Here is a 20174-nt window from a genome sequence, read left to right as displayed (position 1 = left end):
TCGGCACTTGACAATAGCCAACCGCCATCTCTAAACTTAAGCTACCTATTTTTCAGGAGGAATTGGATGGTATCTGATAACGTTAATTTAAAACCTGTGGTGGCTGGATTGCTTTTGGGCATTTTGATGGCCGCCATGGATAACACCATTGTGGCAACTGCAATGGGAACGATTGTCGCTGATCTTGGCGGCTTTGACAAGTTTGTTTGGGTGACCTCGGCCTATATGGTCACAGTCATGGCGGGGATGCCGATTTTCGGGAAACTTTCTGACATGTATGGCAGGAAGCGTTTCTACATATTTGGCCTTTTGGTATTTTTGGCTGGCTCCGCCCTCTGCGGAATCGCCCAGAATATGGTGCAGCTGAGCATATACCGCGCCATCCAGGGGATTGGCGGCGGCGCCTTGATGCCGATCGCCTTTACGATTGTGTTTGATATCTTTCCGCCGGAAAAACGCGGGAAGATGACCGGCCTTCTTGGAGCTGTGTTCGGGACATCGAGCGTCCTCGGCCCTCTGCTGGGCGCCTATATCACAGACATGATCAGCTGGCATTGGGTGTTCTACATCAATGTTCCAATCGGCCTAGTTTCCTTTGCTCTCATCTGGCGCTATTATAAAGAATCACCGCAGCATACAGCGCAAAAGATCGACTGGACAGGTGCTATTACACTCGTGCTGGCGGTTATCAGCCTGATGTTTGCCCTTGAGCTTGGCGGAAAAAAATACAGCTGGGATTCTGTTCAAATTCTCAGCCTTTTTGCAGGCTTTGCCCTCTTTTTCATCGTGTTTATTTTTGCGGAAAGAAAGGCGGAAGAGCCAATCATTTCTTTCTGGATGTTCAAGCGGCGGCTGTTTGCTGTATCACAGATCCTTGCTTTCCTGTACGGTGCTACGTTCGTGATTCTCGCTGTCTTCATCCCGATCTTCGTACAGGCAGTGTATGGCGGCACCGCTAAAAATGCGGGTCTGATTCTGATGCCGATGATGCTTGGATCGGTTGTGGGAAGCGGGATCGGCGGCGGCTTCCAGACGAAAACAAGCTTCCGGAACCTGATGGTTATTTCCATCGTGTCCTATTTTGCCGGCATGTTCATGCTGAGCTCGATGACACCTGATACCTCACGGTTAGCGCTGACTTTGTTTATGATTCTTGTCGGGTTCGGCGTTGGCTTTTCTTTCTCACTGTTGCCTACGGCTTCGATTCATAATCTTGATCCGCGCTACCGCGGTTCGGCAAACTCGACCAACTCTTTTCTTCGCTCGCTTGGCATGACCCTTGGAGTCACGATTTTCGGGGCCATCCAGAACAATGCCTTCACTAACGAGCTGAAGGATGCTTTTGCCGGCATGCAGGGAGGCGGTGCGCCAAATATGAATTTAGGCGACCCTCAGCAGCTTTTCCAGTCGGGACAGCGTTCGCAGATTCCTGCCGCCATTCTCGATAAAATCGTGACAGCCATGTCTGATTCAATCACCCTTATTTTCACACTCGCGCTCATTCCAATCGTCCTCTCCGCGGTTGCAATATTTTTCATGGGCAAGGAACGGGTGGAAACCGGAGCTAAGGATCCTTCATAGGCAAAAAAAAGATCGCGCCTGTATGGGCGCGATTTTTTTTATAGATATTTTGCTGCGGCGATAATCATCAAGACCCAAGCAACAAGGAAAGAAACTCCTCCGAATGGAGTGATGGCCCCAAGGATGCTGATTTTCGTCAGCGTCAGTACGTAGAGGCTTCCCGAGAAAAGGATGATCCCGATGAGCATAAGCCAGCCAGACCAGGACAAAAGCGAGCTCGCTGGCAGTCTGCCCAGCAAAACGCCGATAACAAGCAAGCCGACTGCATGGAACATTTGGTATGTCACACCTGTCTGCCAGTTTTCAATATACTTCTGCTCTACTCTCCCCTGCAGGCCGTGCGCCCCGAATGCCCCAAGCGCGACTGCCAGGAAAGCATTGATTGCGCCAATGATGATAAATGTTTTCATGATTCTCAATCCCCCATTGTGTTAAAAATCGAACAGCGACTCCCCATTGGCTCCGCCTTCTGCCTCAAGCCTCTTTGGCTGCTGCAACGTGGCTGGAACAGGGCTTTGCTGGATCATGCTGATTTTCGGTTCTGGTGCCGGCCCAGCTTTTGGCTCATCAAGAACAAGCTCGCACAGCGTTTGGATCGTATGTATTTTTTCTCTCATTTCCGACGCTGAGGAAGCGGCTCTGGCCCCTTTTATTTGTTCTTCCATCTTTGCCAGCAATTTTTGAAGTGAAATATCCACAAACTCACCTGCTTTATGATGTATGTCATAACTCTTACGTTCATTGTACAGTATTCGAATTTATTTTTCGAATAGCCCGCCTCCGAAAAGCCTGTCATTTCTTGTCCTCTGCCCACTGGATTCTGGAGCAGATTGCGTCCGTTTCACGTGAAACATGGGGAACAGTGTCGAATTCAGTCTGCTATTCATTGTCAGTTGGGAAAATTCCAGGATTCGCTAGCGTTTGGTTGATATATTGCGAGTGTTGATTGATTTCTGGCAGCAGCTGGTCGATATCGCTCCATAACTGGTGGAAATCACGAGCTGGCTGGTTGATATATTCTAAAAGTTGGTCGATATCCTGAATTACTGCCAGCCCTGACACTCATTCCGCCTGCATCATGGCCTTAAACCAAGACTAGTCTTATTCAGGTTGTTCGTTTATCCCTATTGAGGACCGCAGCCCCTCCAATCCCGGCTCATTTTTAGTCCGCCTGCTCCGACAAACAAAGAGACGGGGAAATTCCCCGTCCTAAAGTTTCATATAACGATAAAACCATCCATTACACCAACAGCAATCCTAAAAATCAATCAATCTGCCAGTCTATTTCCTGCTCGCCAAGCTGATGCAAGTTCTCGTTGACCTTTGAAAACGGGCGGCTGCCAAAGAAGCCTCTTCGGGCGGAGAGCGGGCTTGGATGTGGAGATGTGATCATTACATGCTTTTCTTTGTCGATCAGCTTCATTTTTTCCTGGGCAGGTTTGCCCCAAAGGAGGAAAATCACCGGCTTTTCGCGTTCATTCAAGAGAGTGATCACTTTGTCGGTAAAGGTTTCCCAGCCCTTTCCCCTATGGGAATGCGCCCGCCCTTCCCTCACGGTTAAAACAGTGTTGAGCATAAGGACGCCTTGGTCGGCCCATTTTTTCAAATATCCGTGAGAGGGGATGCTGCAGCCAAGGTCGTTATTCAGTTCCTTGAAAATATTCCGGAGCGATGGCGGAATGGCAACGCCAGGTTTAACGGAAAAACTCAGGCCGTGAGCCTGACTGGGTCCATGGTATGGATCCTGGCCGAGCAGCACAACTTTTACATCCGGGTAGTCGGTATAGTGAAGGGAATTAAAAATATCCTCCTTGTGCGGATAGATTGTTTCTTTCTCGTATTCTAGCTTTAAGAACTCCCGCAGCGCCTCATAGTATGGCTTTTCAAATTCACCTGAGAGCAGTGGGGCCCAGCCGTTATGTAAAATATTTTTTCCCATATAATCCGCCTTTCTGTCTTTTTTCTCTTACACTACCCCTTTTTTCCTTTGAAAAAGCATAAGATCGACAATTGTCCAAATGTTTATATCTTATAATATCGGATATATAAAAAAGGGACAGGGAATCACGACACAGTGATTCCTAAGATCAATAACCGAAATTTTCAAGGAGGTATACTAAATGTATAAAGCACTAGTTGTTGAAAACGGCGTACAGGCTAATGAAAAAATCAGCATGCTCGAAATGGAAGGGTTCGCGAAGGAAAACATCTTTATTTTCGCCCACAGCACGGATCGCAGCGAACATTTGACGGAAGCCACCGAAACAGGCGAAGTCGGTTTCAAGGAACAGGGCTTCTTCCAGTCAATCGGCAATATGTTTAAATCCCGCGGTGACGAACTGCGCTCCAAATTCGAATCACTTGGAATGACAATAGAAGAAGCGGACCAATATGAAATGGAGCTGGACAAAGGCCGTCTCGTTCTTGTAGCATCCGACATAAAAAAATAAAATGGCCTAGCCATTATAAAGCCCCCTGACAGTGTTTATGCTGACAGGGGGCTTTTTTTACTGCCCACGGAACTCGAGCTGATACCGAAAATACATCAAAAACAAACCCTCTAGCCTTAGCCGCCAGAGCTTAGAACCTCACCCAAACAACCGCTGGTACAGGCTTTTGGCCTGGGCTACATCTTTCGTTCCATGAATAAGCGCACGGCCGTCCCTGAAAATGACAAAGCGATTTTCGGACATTTCGGCTGATAGCAAATATGGATTGCCCTTTACCTCATAGCCAAGGGCAGATAGATTTCCGGACATTTCCTGCAGATCGACCGTACTGGCGTGCGGCGGCCTGATTTGGACTGTATCCCGACCGCAGAGGACGGCCGTTTTCATCCTGTTTGCCTCATTAAGGTATGGGTACTCCGGATTTTGTCCACAGCTGAGGCAGCCAGGATCTTTTGCGCGGGACATTTTCATGCTGGTGTAGTCATTGCGCCAAAGGTCAAAGCTGACGAGCGACGGCCGGACGGCATCAAAGTCTTCGACGAGAATTTTTAACGCTTCTGCTGTCTGATGGGCTATGACCATTTGAACGGCAGGGCCGATGATCCCGCCCGTATCGCAAGTCAGACCCTGAAGCGGAACAGCCTTCAGGAGACAGTTCAGGCATGGCGTCACACCCGGTACGATTGTAAAGCTCATGCCAAAGCTGGCCACGCAGGCACCATAGATCCAGGGAATGCGGTATTTTTGGGAAATATCATTAATGGCCATCCGTGTTTCGAAGTTATCGGTTGAATCTATCATTAAATCGACATCACCGATGAGGCCTGCCATTACTTCAGGCGTGGCGTCGCCAATCAGTGCTTCTATTTCAACTTCAGAATTGATCTTTTCGAGCCGCATTTTCGCCGCTGCGGCTTTGGGCAGCTTTTCAGCCACATCTTCCTCGGTGTAAAGCTGCTGGCGCTGCAGATTGCTCTCCTCCACATAATCGCGGTCAATGATCGTCAGCCGGCCAATACCCGCCCTTGCGAGAACTTCTGCATTACCTGATCCCAGCGCCCCTGCCCCTACGATGAGAACATGCTTGCTTTTGATTTTATCCTGCCCTTCCCGGCCAATCCGTGGAAACAGCGTCTGACGAGAATATCTGTCTGACATCGTTTTCGTCCTCCTTTTTCGGCTTAACAGCTGCTTCCTGTTCGATCGATCCGGCAGCAGCACGCGTCGCTTGCGCTTTATTTTTACAAAAAAGCAGAGACGTCAGCCTCCGCTTACTGGCGGGATAAAGGCAATGACGTCCCCTTCTTTGATCATTTCTTCATTTGGCGCAAACTCTTCATTGATTGCAGCCATTGCCGTATCAAGCTTATGGATGCCATAATTTTCGGCAACGAACGCTTTCAGCTCGGCTACCGTTTTGCCGGAAGCCTCCAGCATAACTGATTCTTCTCCGGCTTCATCTCGCAAATGGGCAAAAAATAGAATCTTATTCATTGAGGTCATCTCCCTCCGGTTTCCCTGATGGATATGAAACGGTTTCGAGCTGGTTGCCGATCCATTTCTGACCGTCTTCCCAATGCTCTTTTTTCCAAATCGGGACAATTTCCTTGATTCGTTCAATCGCATACCTGTTGGCTTCGTAAGCATCTGCCCTGTGCGGAGTCGATACGGCGATGACAACTGCTACATCGGTAATGTCCAGCCGGCCAACTCTATGGGTAATTGCGACTTCTGCCCCGTTCCAGCGCTCTTTGATTTCATCACCAATTTGCTGGAGTTTCTTAACTGCCATTGACTCGTATGCTTCGTAAATCAGGAATAAGGTTTTTTTTCCTTCTGTCAGTTCCCTTACAGTTCCAATAAAAGTCGTAATCGCCCCAGCCTCGCGCTGGACCACTTTATCGATTACGGCCTGAATATCAATTGCAACCTTGGATATTTCGTAATTCATTTCGGCCACCTCAGCTTTGCTCTAGAAATGATATTAAAAATATAATGGTACCGCGCCACGGACGACCGAATAACCGCCAATCCGCCCTACATCGGCTTGGAACGTTTCCGACGCGATGACGGAAATTAGCGCATTCCCTTGCCTGCTTTCAAAAAAAGAGGCTGTCATCAGCAAGTCATATGACTCGTCCGCAACCGGGATAAAATCAAGATTCATTGCTTTTGCAGCCGGGAAGATTCCGAGGCCTGCAGCCTTTTCATTCCCTTTTACTTCTGCTGCCACACTTAAATGGGAAAACATTTCGCGGTCATAGCCGTTTATTTGTTCAGGATCAAGGCCAGTTTCGTCCAGAAGCAGGTCAAAGAGGATCCTTGTGCCTGCGCCTTTCTGGCGGTTGGCATATTCCGCATGCTGCCGTGCCAAGTCCCCTGCATTATGGATGCCGAGCGGGTTGCCTTTAGCGACAATCCAGCCTTGCTTCCGTTTCAGGAATGGATAGAGGACAACTTTTTGTCCAGCTAGCATTTTTTTTACATAAGAAACATTGTATTCCTTCGTTTGCGGATCAAGCAAATGAATACCCGCTACATGGGCTTCCCCTTTTCGGATTGCCAATAAACCGGCCATGCTTCCGACATGGGAAGATACAATTTTCGTTTCAGTTTCCCTGCTTTTTAGATGAGAGGAAAGCAGATCAATCGTCAGGTCATGGCTGCCGCTGAAAACAATGCTGTTTTTAATTTCTTCAAGCGGTTTGAGGAGTTCAACTTCGACAGTCTCTCCCTGCTCATAGCCGAGCTGGCTTGCTGGGATAACGAGCAGTCCGTCCGCCCTGACCAGGGACATGGTGACCCCTGCCGCTCTCGTAAGCGGGTTGGCGATAAATTGTCCATTCACATAGCCGATATTCATTCTGATAAAGTCTTCCGCACCCATTCCGGAAACAATCCGACGGCCGAGCTTGACTTCGATTTTTTGGCGTCTTGGCTCAGGTATCTGAAGATATTTGCAGATCAGCGGTCTTACGAACCATTCTAGCGCAAGATAGGCTGATACAGGATATCCCGGTACACCTACCACTATTTTACCATTGATTTGCCCGAGAATAACAGGCTTTCCCGGCCTCGTGGCTACCCCATGGGTAAAGACTGTTCCAAGCTCTTCGATCATATGAACAGTATAATCTTTTGAACCTGCTGACGAGCCTGCATTGATGACAACAATATCCGATGTCTCCGTAGCATCGAGGAGGGCCTGCTTGATTTTGTCAGGATCATCTTTCACGATTTGCGAAAGGGCCGGTTCGCCTCCCCACTCCCTGACATAGTTCGCGAAAACCGTTCCGTTGAATTCAATGATCCTTCCAGGGGCACGGCCTGCATCTGAAACAACGAGTTCATTGCCTGTAGGAATAATGGATATAACTGGTTTTTTGGCGACAGGAACTTCGGTAACGCCTGCTGCCAGCAGAGCTCCAAGGTCAGCCGGCCTTAAAGCATGGCCTTGGGGAAATAGCATTTCCTCCTGGACAATATCCTCTCCAATTGGCCGGATATGCTGCCAAGGGGTGGCTGGTTCAATAATTTCAATCGTCTCATTATCGACCTCGTGGATATGTTCAATCATGATGACGGCATTGAACTCTGGCGGGATGCTGTTGCCTGTGTCAACATAGACAAACTGCTGCCCTTGCTTTAAGTGAAGAGGCCGCTGTTCATGGGCTTCATATGTGTCTTCTGCATTGACGGCAATTCCATCCATTGCGGACGCATGGTAATGGGGCATCGAAACGTTCGCAAAAACCGGCTGGGCCGTAATCCGTCCAAGGGCGCCGCCTGTCGGGACCATTTCCCGTTCGGGAGAAATTGTGAAAGCGGACAGGATTTCCGCTTGGGCCTCCTGGCGCGGCTTGTCCTCAAGGTATATTTTACGATTGTATCTTTTTCCATCCATTTTGCGGTCCTCCTTATGTCGACAGGATAACGGGCACATAGTCCCCTTGCGAAATTCCTTCCTTAGCGGAATTGATTTCAACGATTCCATCGCTTTTTACAAGTGTTGTAATGAGGCCGGACTTTCCGATAATCGGTTCTGCCCACCATTCTCCCTCTGTCTCGGTTAGCCTGACACGGATATAGTCTGACCTTCCCGGGGAAGAAGCGATATTTTTTGTAATTCTGGCATAAATCCGTTCGGGTCTGCTGCCGGTGTCTTCCCCTTTCAGCCTTTTCAGTATCCGTTCGCCGAAGAGCCGGAAAATGATCATGGCCGAAGCGGGATGGCCGGGCAGCCCGATGACAGGTTTGCCGTCTGCCACAGCAAGGATTGTCGGTTTGCCAGGTTTAATTGATATTCCATGGACAAAGACGCCTGGCTCTCCAAGCGACTGGATGACTTCAGTCGTGTAATCCTTTGCCCCGACAGAGCTTCCACCGGAAAGGATCAGGCAGTCTGCCCGCTCATAAAGCTCCCTGGCGCGCTCTGAGAATTCACCGTATTCATCGGCCGTGATGCCGCCGTAGATGACATCGATTCCCCATTCATCCGCCAGGCCTGCTACTGTCAAAAAGTTAATGTCGCGCACTTGCCCTGTTTCAAGTGATTCGGTTTCGTACGGGACAATTTCATCGCCTGTGGAAAGGTAGGCCGCCGTGATTTTCCGGTACACAGGGACTTCTCTTACTCCAAGTGAGGCCAGCGCCCCGATTTCCTGGGGACGCAATTTGGTCCCGGCTTTCAGGATTGTTTCTCCAGCCTTGATGTCTTCTCCGGCCCTGATGACATTTTCGCCCGGAGCCACCTGGCGGTATGTATTAAGCAAGCCGCCGATATCCTCGCAATGCTCGATCATGAGGACACTGTCGCTATTCGGAGGAAGCATGCCTCCTGTCGGAACATAAATCGCGTTCCCTCTCGAAAGCGGAAAAACAGCTTCTTCTCCCATTTCGACTTCTCCAGCTGCAGTCAAAAAGCCGGGCATTGATTCTGATGAACCATATGTATCCCTTGCAAATACCGCATATCCGTCCACTGTCGAGCGGTCAAAGGCAGGAACATTTTCCTTTGCGGTGATATCTTCTGCCAGGACCCGGTGCAGGGCTTCCTTTAAGGGACAAGTTTCCGTTCCGTTTATTTTGCTGATTTTTTCATCTATCAGGGAAAAAGTTTCTTCGACTGTTTTTACATTGAAAAACTTCATGGTTGATCCCGCACCCCTTTCTGGCCAAAGCAGATTTGCTTCTGGAACGCCCTTTTCAGGCAGGGCGATGTACCAGCAATTTTACGATGGAACATTCATAGCCTGAATGAAGTCTCAGTCTTTGCCTTCTGCCCATTTTTTTGCTTCTTCGTATTCATGAGGATGGTTCATGTTGTAAAAAGCGAGTTCCGAATTCCCGTCCCCAAAAGCAAGCATGTCGGTTTCATCAACATACCTCACATTGATACGCTCGAGGAGATCATTCATGCGGAGGCGGCCCTCATTGAGGCAGCTGCCCGCGTCATCCGCGATCCTTTTCTGGTAGGCAGCAAACAGCGGGTGGCGCTTTCCTTCAACGACAGGTACAATGGCGTCAAAATGCTTAAGGTTCTTGACGATATTGAGCGCGAGTTCCGCTGAGACAAACGGCATATCGCAGGCAACGACAATATTCTCCTCGTAATGCGATGCATTCAGTCCTGCATGGAGACCAGCAAGCGGCCCTTTTCCAGGGTAGTCATCTTTCACTGTCCTTATGTTTAAAAAGTGATAGGTTTCAGGGTCGTTGGCGACGAGGATAATATCATCGAACACAGACCTCAGCTCATCCCTGATTCTCTCAATATTCGTTTTCTCATTCAAATGCAGCAAGGCTTTGTTCTTGCCCATCCTGCTCGACTTACCGCCTGCCAGAATAATTGCTCCGGCCTTCATAGACAGCACCTTCTTTATATATATGGTAACGCATCACCGCACTGGGGGTCAGGCACGCTGAGGCGGAGTGACACTTCATTGCGTCACCGCGCCGGGGGTCAGGCACGCTGAGGTGGGGTGGTGCTTCATTGCGTCAGCGTGATGGTCCTGGCGTGTACCCGTTTTCCTGTGCGACGAAATCGAGGTGGATCGTTGTTAAATCTAGCATAGCAGATGATGGCGTGGAAATGAATTGCCTAGTATCAATAACTTTTGTGTAGCCTTTGCATTTTTCGCATACCTGGATTTGTGAGGATTCGTCTCCTTCTACAGTCAAGAAGCGGATTGTTTCATGATCGCTGTTGCCGCAGTGCGCGCATGACAGCCGTTTCTCGTTCCAGTGGGCCAGACAGCGCGGGCAGTTAATGACTTTTTTTCCTTCTCCTTCAAGCTGGGCGAGCCTGACTGGTTCACCGCACACAGGGCAGCCTGTACCTGGAACTCCTGAGGATATTTGGTTCTGGAACTTTTCTGCAGTCAGCTGCAAATATGGCCGCAATGCCGTTTCTGCCAAAAATTGCGGAATCCATCCATCCAGATTGTTCTCTTCCGCAAAGCTTGCAAAATACTGGACATTCAGTGCAAATGCCTCATCAATCCAGCGAATTCCCGTCTCTTCATTCAACAATCCCTGAACTCGGCCCAGCATCTCAGCCAATTCCGGATTTTTCCGGCTCAGCAGTTCTCCGACTTCCTGTATCCACTGTAAAAATAGGGAAATATCAAAATCAATAGACGCTAGCGCAGCTGCCGGCACACCTGCCGCAATGCCCGCCTTGTCGGGATTAGGTTTGACTGTGTCCGGGCTCAAGCTTTGTTTCCACTGCTCCTGAAGGAGAAGAATTTCCTTCTGCAGATTTTGGTATTCTTTCGAAACAACAGACTTTTTCATCTTGCCGCACCCTCTTTTCTTTTACTTCCCGCTAAACCCACCTAAGCGGCCGCAGGATGTTCAGAACATGGCCAGAAAAGCGTAAGCGCCCATTAAGTGACATGAGGAATGTAGCACACCGGCTTCAGGATAAAAAAACACGAAAATCACAGGACATTCGATGCTGACTTATCGCAGAGAGGTGGGCAAAGTCCACTAGTCGCTGGGCGCTACAGCTAGACAGTTGCCAAAATATGAAACGATATGCATTCTTACTTATTAGTAAAGGAATGGCCGTTCTTTTCAGACAGCCATTCCCCTCATTATTCCCTTCTATACGAGGGCATCAATCATGCGCCTTTAGGCTTTTTATCTTCTTTGTCAAGATCCGGGAAATTTCCCTTTTCCACTTCTTCATCGTACCAGTCTGGGTAATGACCCTTTGCCCACCACGCAGGAACTTTTCCTGTAATGACGCCTGAATACCCAGGGCTCGAGTGGCGGTGGATGACACTCAGGTAGATATGTCCGACCACAACCGCAATTGCAAGGCCGAAACCAAGATTATGAAGGAAGTACCCCCACTGGACAATCACTTTTGGGAACAGCTCCGGAAACCACAATGTGAATCCAGATCCGATTACAATGATTGCCGTAATGATTTGGATGAATGAGTTGATTTTTTCACCGGCGTTAAAAAAGCTCTGCCTTACATGCTTGAACTTAAAGCCGAATAGTTCTTTAACAAATTCGGTGAAAAACTCGATATCCCTCTTTTTCCATGTTACAAGCTCTTTCAGCCAGAGCTTGAAACCTTTCGGGTCAAAAATCATCCAGATGAAAGTCGGCGTGATAAACATAACTGCGAATATCCGGTGAAGCAGGCGGGCAGTTGCAGGCCCGCCAAGCACTGGATAAAGCCAGTCGAAAAACTCCGTGTACATCGGAAGAGCAGTAATATACAGGGCAAAGAAAGCGAAGGCGTTAACAGCATGCGCAATGACGAATGCCATCGAAAACCGCCGCACCTGGACAACAGGCTGTTGCTGCTTACTCATTGCTTCCACCTCCGTTTTCATCGTGTCCATGGTCTTCCTTGTAGAAAATCTTGTTGGAAATATATGCTCCAATGACCGCCATCGTAGTGGCACCGAGCATCATTTTTCCGATTGGCTGCGCGTAATCTTTCCAAATCACTGCAGAAGTCGGAACTTTTGGGTTCTCTGGCAGGCCGTATACTGAAGGTTTTTCAGCAAGCACATAGATTGCATGCGTGCCGCCTACCCCTGCAGGGTTATAAATATTCGCATTCGGGAACTTACCTTTGATTTCAGCAAGGCGCTTTTCCGCCTTCTGAATCATCTTGTCTTTTTCGCCAAATTCCATCGCGCCAGTATGGCAGACAGTAACGCAGGCAGGCTGCATTCCTTCCTCGAGGCGATCTGTGCACATCGTGCATTTTTGCGCCTTCTTATATTCCTTGCCGTGCTTATCCTTGTAAGTGGCAAGGGATACTACATCAAACGGGCAGTTCTGCACACAGTAACCGCAGCCGACGCATTTCTCGTCATTGATTACTACTGTTCCGAAATCCGTATAATGCAATGCTTCTTCCGGGCAAACCTTTACGCAGGCTGCCTCCTTGCAGTGGAAGCAGGCAGAGTGGCGGAACAAGTATTCCAGGTTGCCTTTAGAATTTTCATGCTCAATAAAAGACAGGACATTCCAAGTATTCGCAGTCACTTTCGCATGTGACTGGTTGCTTCCGAGAAAATCCTGCGGTTCAGCAGGAAGGTCATTCCAGTTTTTACAGGAAACCATGCAGGCACGGCATCCATCACATTTTGTTACATCGACATATTTAGCGTATTCCACCATTAGTCAGCCCTCCTTACGTTGCAGAGGAATGCCTTGAACTCAGGGATGTTCGTATTTGCATCCCCAATATGAGGTGTCAGGCGGTTTGCTGTGTCCCCTGTCGCGAATCCTTTGTAGCCGAAATGCCAAGGCATACCGATTTGGTGGACGGTTTTCCCGTTCATTTTATGCGGCTTAAAGCGCTTGGTCACCATCGCGTAGGCTGTGATTTCGCCGCGCGCGGAGCTGACAATGATTTTGTCCTTGTTCTTGATTCCTTTTTCCTTGGCGAGTTCTTCGCTCATTTCTATGAACATATGGGCGGCCAACTCAGAGAGCCATTCCTGGTTACGCGTCATCGTTCCGGACTGCCAGTGCTCGCTCACACGGTAAGTCGTTCCGATAATTGGGAACTTGCTCTTATTTCCTTTTTTATTGAAGCTTCCATCAAAAATGAAAACTGTCGGGTTCATTTCCTGTTTTGAGAACAGGTTCGCAACAGGGCTTTCAAACGGTTCATAATGCTCAGGGAACGGTCCGTCATTCAGTGATGGTGCAAATACACCTCCGACTCCGTCCTTCATCATGATGAACGGATTCTGTCCGCCAGGCTCGGAAGGTGATACAACCGGCTTGAAGTCAGGGACATCATTCCCGACCCATTTCTTCTGGAGGCCATCCCACCAGATAACGGCTTTTTCCTTGCTCCACGGTTTTCCGCTTGGGTCTGCAGACGCCCGGTTGTACAGGATCCTACGGTTCATCGGCCATGCATACGACCAGTTCAGGAAGTTGCCGCCGCCAGTATCCTTGTTATCACGGCGTTTCGATAGGTTCTTTCCTTCTTCCGGATAGAAACCGGAATAAATCCAGTTACCGCAGATGGTGGTTCCGTCATCAAGAAGGGAATTGAAGTTGGCAACAAGCTTGCCTGTCTTCGCATCGTAACCATTGATTTCCTTGCAGATCACATCGATATCAGGATGTTCCCCGTGTCCGCCATACTCCCAATGAAGTGCATTGATTGTTTTGGCAGCAGGTGTCGATTCATTTTTGTAAAGCTTCTTGATGCGCGTAGCAAGAGAATGAATGATTTCAAGATCAGCTTTTGACTCGCCTTTTGGTTCGATCGCTTTCCAGCGGTATTGCATCCATCTTGAAGAGTTGGAAACACTGCCTTCTTTTTCAAAAGAAGAACAAGCTGGAAGCAGGAATACTTCTGTATCAATTTTCTCAGGATTGCTGCCGGCATCCTTCTGCCAGAAAGCAGACGTTTCTGTTTCCCAAAGGTCAACAGCCACCATCCATTTTAGCTTGCTCAGTGCTTCTTTTTCCTTGCCAGCATTCGGGCCGCCGACAACCGGGTTTGTCCCAATCAGGAACGTGCCGTCCAGCTCGCCTTTATACATCGCATTGAACAGAGCCATGTGAGAGTAGTTTTTGTTTCCTTTTGGAATGTTATGGTAGCCGAACTCATTCTCCTTCGTAGCATTCGGGCCGTACCAGGCCTTCAGCATGCTGACGAGGAACTTCGGCTTGTTGCTCCAGTAGCCTGTCTTTGGTGTTTCTTTTTCAAGATAGGCTTTCAGTGAGGCATGCTCAGGAAGTGCTTTCGGCGCGCCGACATAGCCTGGCAGGTCTCCGAAGAGCAGTCCAAAGTCTGTCGATCCCTGAACGTTCGATTCTCCGCGAAGCGCGTTGATTCCTCCGCCAGGAAGCCCGATGTTACCGAGTAGCAGCTGAAGAATCCCGAATGCACGGACATTCTGCGTGCCGACCGTATGTTGGGTCGTCCCCATGGCGTACATGATCGTACCGGATTTCCCTGGCTTCCCTGTTGAACAGAAAGCTTCACATACTTTCAGGAAATCATTCTTCGGTGTTCCGGTTACATTGACGACAGTTTCCACATCATAGCGTGAATAATGCTTCTTCAAAAGCTGGAACACGGAGCGAGGATTCTCGAGCGACTCGTCCCTGATTGGAGTTCCATCTTCAGCTGTTTCAAACTCCCATTTTGTTTTGTCATAGGAGCGTGTTTCTTCGTTATAGCCGCTGAACAGGCCGTCTTTAAAATCAAACCCTTCCTTGACGATAAAGGATGCGTTCGTATATTTCGCCACATATTCTTTGTGGAATAAATTGTTGTCGATAGCATATTTAATCATTCCGCCGACAAACGGGATATCTGTACCAGAACGGAGCGGTGCATAAAGATCCGCCTGGGAAGATGATCTTGTAAAACGAGGGTCGACCGAAACAATTTTTCCGCCATTTTCTCTTGCTTTCAAAAGCCAGCGGAAGCTGATAGGATGGTTTTCCGCAGGGTTTGCTCCCATAATCAGGGCGCAATCGGTGTTCTGGAGGTCATTCCAGTGATTGGTCATTGCTCCGCGACCCAGTGTAGGTGCCAGACCGGCAACCGTTGAACTGTGTCATATTCGGGCCTGATGCTCTAGATAGACAATGCCCAGGCCTCTCATCATTTTAGACAGCAGATAGGTTTCTTCGTTATCGAGAGCCGCGCCACCAAGGCTTGCAATTCTCTCGGTCTTGTTGACAATGATTCCGTCCTCTTTATCGACGAATGATGCATCCCGCGTTTCTTTTACACGTTTTGCAATCCTGTCATACATCCAGTCCCATTCTTTTTCTTCCCATTTGCTGCTTCCAGGAGCACGGTAAAGAGGTTTTGTGAGGCGCTTTTCAGTTGTGTACAATTGCCTGATGGTCGTACCCTTACTGCAGAGCTTTCCTTCATTGACCGGATGGTCCGGATCTCCTTCTGTATAGACAACGGCATTGTCCTTTGTGTGGACCAAAATTCCGCAGCCCACGCCGCAATAGCAGCAGATGGTTGGTGTTACGGTTGATTTGGCGATTTTAAATTCTTTTGAGGACGCATACGCTTCTTTTTCATTGAAGCCTAGCTCGACGATCGCCAGGGTTGCAGCAGTTGCGCCTGACAGTTTTAAAAACTGACGGCGATTCAGATTGATTTCAACCACGTTATTCTCTCCTTCCCAAAGTTGACTAAACATCCCTTTTCTTTCTCTCTCTCTAATTCAGTACAGGCTCCGCTTCACCCCTTTCAAATCTGTTTCCGGGATAACCGGGCTCGAGATCAGGGATGATCCTGCCCGCGGACGTATACACCGTAGCCATTTTTCCTCTTAAATAGCCGGCTACTTCAATATTGAGGAACTTTGCTAGCTGGACAGCTTGTTTTGTAGCAGCTGTCCGGGAGCCAATGACCGCAAAGCCGAATCTTGCTGCTTTCGAGAGCATTTCATAGGAAATCCTTCCGGTTGTCAGGAGGACAAGCCTTTCTGCCTTCAGACGATTCCGGATGGCGTAGCCGATAATTTTATCGACAGCATTGTGGCGTCCAATATCTTCGCGGACTTCGATGCTGCCATCTTCATGAATAATGCAGGCGCCGTGCATGCCGCCTGTTTCAAGGTAAAACGGCGAGTTTTGCGCAAATTCGCTCCGTTTTTTCAATATATAACTCAACGTGTAGGTTTCACGGGAAGATACTTTTTTAAAGTTTTTTACATCAGTCATCGAGAAGAAAGTAACACCCCGGCCGCAGCCTGCCGTGTAATGCTTTTTCTTCGAAAACATTTGTTCCGGATCGAAGCCATTATCCAAAGAAACATGCAGCGAACCTGAGCCCTCATCGAAAGATACGCTGCGGACTTCGTCAGCGCTTTCTATTAAACCCTCGGAAAAAAGGTAACCATATGCCCAGTCTTCCAAATCGTGATTTGTCAGCTGAAAAACAGCAATTTCATACCCATTGACCACAAGGTTTACAGGATATTCATCGGGACAGCCTTTTCTGGTCATTCCCCTCACCCCTTCTAAGCTTTCCTAAGCGAATGCGGCAGATTAGCCGAACTGTTCCCTTTTATTGTAAAAAACAAAGTCTCGGGCCATCTGTTAAAATCATCACAAATTGTTTTATTTCAATTGTTCTAACACAAAACAGCATTGTAACGTTGGAAAAACTAAGTCTCTAACTTCAATGTACAGGATGTGTATGGGTTATCAGTGATGTAATTGTTACAAATCATCAGCGGAATCATGTCCATTTTTCAAACAATTTGTGAACGGCTCATTCAACCGAAAAAAACACTTCAAGTTAACCGACATAAAACCTCATAACATATGGTATTACACTCCCATTTACTTAAGCAGTTACTTTCCTCACGCCTAAACCACAAAATTTTCATACTTTTCATCAAAGATGAAGGAAAACCCCTCTCCTCTTCAGACAGGGAAGCAGAGCTATCCATTTTCCTCCAAAAATTCCTGATTGCACCGTCTCGCTTGCTTTGTCAATTTCATTGTTCTTGGTATAATAAAAAGGCGAAAGCGCCTGTTTTCTCCTGCGGGCTGCGAGGTTCCGCTCATGCTTTAATCACGCCAGCTCTCAATGATGCGGGAATCAGGACAGCTGTAGTTGGAAATTTAAGATTTTTTCAAATTCTCATCCGCTCCATCAGCGGGGTAAACCACTTCAGGGAGGAAAAAGGTATGACCATGAAAAAAGTAATGACAATCGCCGGTTCCGACACCAGCGGCGGCGCTGGAATCCAGGCGGATTTAAAAACATTCCAGGAGTTGGGTGTCTACGGGATGACAGCCCTTACGACAATTGTCACGATGTCTCCGCAAGGATGGAATCACGAGGTATTCCCTCAGCCAGTCGAGCTTGTCGAGAAGCAACTTGATACCATCCTGTCGCTTGGAATCGATGCAATGAAGACAGGAATGCTTGGTTCTGTAGATATCATTGAACTTTCCGCTCGCAAGATGGACGAGCATAAACTCGATAAAGTGGTCATTGACCCTGTCATGGTGTGCAAAGGGGAAGACGAAGTGCTTCAGCCCGAGAATACTGATGCAATGCGGGATCTTCTTCTCCCAAGGGCTACAGTGGTAACACCGAACTTGTTTGAAGCATGGCAGCTTGCCGGGACAGGCCCGATCCGCACGATTGATGATATGAAACAAGCTGCTGCAAAAATCCACGACCTTGGCGCGAAATATGTCATGATCAAGGGCGGCAACAAACTGGACCACGAAAAAGCCGTAGACCTTCTGTTCGACGGAAAGGAATTCAGGCTTTTTGAATCAGAAAAAGTCGGCACAACCTTCACCCATGGTGCAGGCTGCACATTCGCAGCGGCAATCACAGCGGGACTGGCAAAAGGCAAGCCTGTTGAGGAAGCAGTCGAAGTAGCCAAAGCCTTCATCACCGAAGCTATCCGAAACGGCTTCAGGCTGAATGATTATGTAGGACCAACCATGCACTGCGCATACCGCGGGGCAGGAAAAGCGGAGTAAAAAATCAGCAGGTTTTCCGGCTGAGAAGAACATTGCGTGAAATCATAAGTGTGTGTACAGGCGGTGGAAGTTCCAGCGAAAAAGCAAACGCTGGGGCGCGGGAGGTTGAAGTTCCAGCGAAAAAACATATGCTGGGGCGCGGGCGGTTGAAGACCCGTCAAGAAAATTCATCTTGTGCACAGGCTGGTGAAAAGCCAGCATAAACATAAGCTATGAAAACATTGAATAGAGACGTAATTATAAATCCGGCACACCCTTGAGGGGGCGGCCGGATTTTTTGACCGTTCTTATGGGTGCGGGAGGTAAGGATTTTACTCAAAATTACATATATAGAACCTAAATCCAGCTACTGGGAATATAATTGTGATAATTGGGAATATATCGCTCATAATCTGGAATATCCCGGTGTTAATCGGGAATATATCGCCCGCAATCGGGAATAAACGCTTTTTTGGTTGTCCGTACATTGCAAAAAACTTTCGGGAACAGTAAGCTACACTCAAAACCTCTCAAAATGTTTTTTCGAAAGCGCGAAAAGTAAAATTTTCTCCCTGACAATAAGATTTTAGCCAGAAATATAACGCATATGGCACCGAAACAAGCTAAAAAACTCAAAAAAGAGCACCATTGTCCAGCTTGATAGGCTGAGCAATAGTGCTCTTTTCCATAAACTTCTTAAGTTACACAGCAATCCAGGCAGCCTTCAGCTTTTTATAATGCCGAGCGTGCTCAAAAACACGATGATGATCGTAAGGGGAACAATCCATTTCATGAGGAAGCTCCAGACTGTATACATCACAGGCGAGTGCGAGCTGCTTAAAGCAAATTCGTCCCGCACGAGCTGTTTATCCATTTTAAAGGAGATAAAGAGCGCGATGAGCAGGCAGCCAAGCGGAAGCATGATATTGCTGACAAGATAATCGGTCATGTCGAAGACTGTTTTTTCGAACAGCTGGAAGTCTTTCAGCACCGAGAATGACAGCGCGGCAGGTATGCCGGCAGCAAACACCACAAGCCCCGAAATCCAGGAAATTTTCTTCCGGCTGTATTTTCCGCTTTCGATAAAAGCCGATACGATGATTTCCTGTAAACTAAAGGAAGAAGTCAAAGTTGCGAACAGGAACAATACAAGAAAGACGGCCAGGAAAAACTCGCCGAGTGGGATTTGAGAAAACACCGCAGGCAAGATCATAAAGAGCAGTCCAGGGCCTTCCGCTGGCTCCAGTCCGAATGCGAAAACAACCGGAAAAATCGCAAGTCCCGCAAGTATTGATACAAAAATATTCATCAGGACAACAGACCCGGCCGATGATGGGATGCTTACACTTTTATCAAGATAAGAGCTGTAGGTCACCATACATGAAAAACCAACCGCCAGGGCAAAGAAAGACTGGCCCAGCGCGTAAAGAGCTGACTCTGCCGTTATTTTCGAGAAGTCAGGTTTCAGGAAAAACTTGACCCCTTCCATTGCTCCATCCAAGGTAAGGGAACGGACAACAAGCACGATAAAAAAGATAAATAAAAGCGGCATCATGTATTTGCTTGCTTTTTCAATCCCGTTTTGAATACCTGATGAAATGACAACAATATTGATCAGCATGAACAGTGCCAAACCAAGAAGTGCTATGGCAGGTGTCGATGTAATACTACCAAACAGCTCCGGGAACTTTGTGCCAGGCTCGATGACCTGACCGCCGATAGCCATGACGCTGTAAATCAAAACCCAGCCGCCGACTACCGCATAGAAGGATAGCAGCAGAAAACAGCCGATGACCCCCAAACGGCCTGTGATGGTCCACCAGCTGCCAGGGGCAAGTTTTTGATAGGCAGCGACCGCTTCTTTCTGCGCGCCCCTGCCGATAATAAATTCTGAAATCAGCATTGGCAGCCCAATCAAGAGGGTAAACGCAATGAACATGATCAAGAAAGCGCCCCCGCCGCTCATCCCTGTTACATACGGGAATTTCCAGATCGCCCCAAGCCCGATGGCAGCACCTGCCGATGACATGATAAATCCAAATTTTGATGACCACTGCTCTCGTTTTTTACTCATAGAACCCCCTGTATGATAATGCCAGCTTTATATGATGGTCCATTCTTTTGGAATGAACGCATTTTACCTCTTTTTATTTTTACATATTCTGTCTATTTGGGCGA

General features: G+C 48.1%; 19 protein-coding genes and 1 pseudogene. 3 read left to right on the top strand and 17 right to left on the bottom strand.

The window, feature by feature from the left end:
• Window positions 1–66: 66 nt before the first annotated feature.
• Window positions 67–1581 carry an MDR family MFS transporter gene (locus D1970_RS06250; RefSeq protein ID WP_119112027.1) on the top strand — a complete coding sequence of 505 codons (1515 nt, stop codon included), beginning with the start codon at window positions 67–69 and terminating at the stop codon, window positions 1579–1581.
• A gap of 38 nt (window positions 1582–1619) precedes the next feature.
• Here the strand turns inward: D1970_RS06250 and D1970_RS06245 are convergent, their stop codons facing one another.
• The 4 genes from D1970_RS06245 to D1970_RS06230 form a co-directional block, all read right to left on the bottom strand.
• A complete protein-coding gene (locus D1970_RS06245; protein WP_119112026.1) occupies window positions 1620–1991 on the bottom strand; it encodes a DUF423 domain-containing protein in 372 nt (123 codons plus the stop codon).
• Window positions 1992–2012: 21 nt separating this feature from the next.
• On the bottom strand, window positions 2013–2279 hold the full coding sequence (locus D1970_RS06240; RefSeq protein ID WP_119112025.1) for a YwdI family protein: 267 nt from the start codon (window positions 2277–2279) through the stop codon (window positions 2013–2015).
• A gap of 181 nt (window positions 2280–2460) precedes the next feature.
• Window positions 2461–2643 (bottom strand): hypothetical protein, encoded by a 183-nt coding sequence (locus D1970_RS06235; protein ID WP_119112024.1) that lies wholly within the window; start codon window positions 2641–2643, stop codon window positions 2461–2463.
• Window positions 2644–2845: 202 nt separating this feature from the next.
• Complete coding sequence (locus D1970_RS06230) at window positions 2846–3520, bottom strand: uracil-DNA glycosylase (RefSeq protein ID WP_119112023.1); 675 nt, start codon at window positions 3518–3520, stop codon at window positions 2846–2848.
• Window positions 3521–3701: 181 nt separating this feature from the next.
• On the opposite strand from D1970_RS06230, the gene D1970_RS06225 reads away from it, so the two are divergent.
• Window positions 3702–4031 (top strand): YflT domain-containing protein, encoded by a 330-nt coding sequence (locus D1970_RS06225; RefSeq protein ID WP_119112022.1) that lies wholly within the window; start codon window positions 3702–3704, stop codon window positions 4029–4031.
• Window positions 4032–4169: 138 nt separating this feature from the next.
• On the opposite strand, the gene D1970_RS06220 is transcribed toward D1970_RS06225, so the two are convergent.
• From D1970_RS06220 to fdhD, 12 genes and pseudogenes are all read right to left on the bottom strand, one after another.
• Window positions 4170–5189, bottom strand: coding sequence for a MoeB/ThiF family adenylyltransferase (locus tag D1970_RS06220; protein ID WP_119112021.1), 1020 nt, complete (start codon window positions 5187–5189; stop codon window positions 4170–4172).
• Between the two features lie 102 nt (window positions 5190–5291).
• Complete coding sequence (gene moaD, locus D1970_RS06215; RefSeq protein WP_119112020.1) at window positions 5292–5525, bottom strand: molybdopterin converting factor subunit 1; 234 nt, start codon at window positions 5523–5525, stop codon at window positions 5292–5294.
• On the bottom strand, window positions 5518–5982 hold the full coding sequence (locus tag D1970_RS06210; RefSeq protein WP_119112019.1) for a molybdenum cofactor biosynthesis protein MoaE: 465 nt from the start codon (window positions 5980–5982) through the stop codon (window positions 5518–5520). The genes moaD and D1970_RS06210 overlap by 8 nt, the downstream gene beginning before the upstream one ends.
• A gap of 33 nt (window positions 5983–6015) precedes the next feature.
• Window positions 6016–7935, bottom strand: a complete 1920-nt coding sequence (locus tag D1970_RS06205) for a molybdopterin biosynthesis protein (RefSeq protein ID WP_119112018.1) — start codon at window positions 7933–7935, stop codon at window positions 6016–6018.
• A gap of 13 nt (window positions 7936–7948) precedes the next feature.
• Window positions 7949–9181 carry a molybdopterin molybdotransferase MoeA gene (locus D1970_RS06200; protein WP_119112017.1) on the bottom strand — a complete coding sequence of 411 codons (1233 nt, stop codon included), beginning with the start codon at window positions 9179–9181 and terminating at the stop codon, window positions 7949–7951.
• A 114-nt stretch (window positions 9182–9295) separates the two neighbouring features.
• Window positions 9296–9895 carry a molybdenum cofactor guanylyltransferase gene (mobA, locus tag D1970_RS06195; protein ID WP_119112016.1) on the bottom strand — a complete coding sequence of 200 codons (600 nt, stop codon included), beginning with the start codon at window positions 9893–9895 and terminating at the stop codon, window positions 9296–9298.
• Between the two features lie 133 nt (window positions 9896–10028).
• Window positions 10029–10826: a formate dehydrogenase accessory protein FdhE gene (locus D1970_RS06190; RefSeq protein ID WP_119112015.1), complete on the bottom strand. Its 798-nt coding sequence runs from the start codon at window positions 10824–10826 to the stop codon at window positions 10029–10031.
• A 329-nt stretch (window positions 10827–11155) separates the two neighbouring features.
• Window positions 11156–11863, bottom strand: coding sequence for a formate dehydrogenase subunit gamma (locus tag D1970_RS06185; RefSeq protein ID WP_119112014.1), 708 nt, complete (start codon window positions 11861–11863; stop codon window positions 11156–11158).
• Window positions 11856–12683 (bottom strand): 4Fe-4S dicluster domain-containing protein, encoded by an 828-nt coding sequence (locus D1970_RS06180; protein WP_119112013.1) that lies wholly within the window; start codon window positions 12681–12683, stop codon window positions 11856–11858. The genes D1970_RS06185 and D1970_RS06180 overlap by 8 nt, the downstream gene beginning before the upstream one ends.
• Window positions 12683–15085 (bottom strand): annotated as a pseudogene (gene fdnG / locus D1970_RS06175) (formate dehydrogenase-N subunit alpha); the annotation flags it as partial. The gene D1970_RS06180 and the pseudogene fdnG, both read right to left, overlap by 1 nt.
• 12 nt (window positions 15086–15097) lie before the next feature.
• Complete coding sequence (locus tag D1970_RS23580; RefSeq protein ID WP_209796893.1) at window positions 15098–15670, bottom strand: twin-arginine translocation signal domain-containing protein; 573 nt, start codon at window positions 15668–15670, stop codon at window positions 15098–15100.
• Between the two features lie 52 nt (window positions 15671–15722).
• The gene (fdhD, locus tag D1970_RS06165) at window positions 15723–16514 is read right to left on the bottom strand and encodes a formate dehydrogenase accessory sulfurtransferase FdhD (protein ID WP_119112010.1); all 792 of its coding nucleotides are present in this window, start codon (window positions 16512–16514) and stop codon (window positions 15723–15725) included.
• A gap of 690 nt (window positions 16515–17204) precedes the next feature.
• Between fdhD and pdxK the strand changes: the two genes are divergently transcribed.
• Window positions 17205–18017 (top strand): pyridoxine/pyridoxal/pyridoxamine kinase, encoded by an 813-nt coding sequence (pdxK, locus tag D1970_RS06160; RefSeq protein WP_119112080.1) that lies wholly within the window; start codon window positions 17205–17207, stop codon window positions 18015–18017.
• 703 nt (window positions 18018–18720) lie between these two features.
• Here the strand turns inward: pdxK and D1970_RS06155 are convergent.
• Window positions 18721–20070 (bottom strand): sodium-dependent transporter, encoded by a 1350-nt coding sequence (locus D1970_RS06155; RefSeq protein WP_119112009.1) that lies wholly within the window; start codon window positions 20068–20070, stop codon window positions 18721–18723.
• Between the last annotated feature and the right edge of the window lie 104 nt (window positions 20071–20174).

It is taken from the genome of Mesobacillus zeae, assembly GCF_003570705.1.
Classification (GTDB): domain Bacteria; phylum Bacillota; class Bacilli; order Bacillales; family Cytobacillaceae; genus Mesobacillus_C; species Mesobacillus_C zeae.
This window is presented reverse-complemented; position numbering and strand designations above follow the sequence as displayed.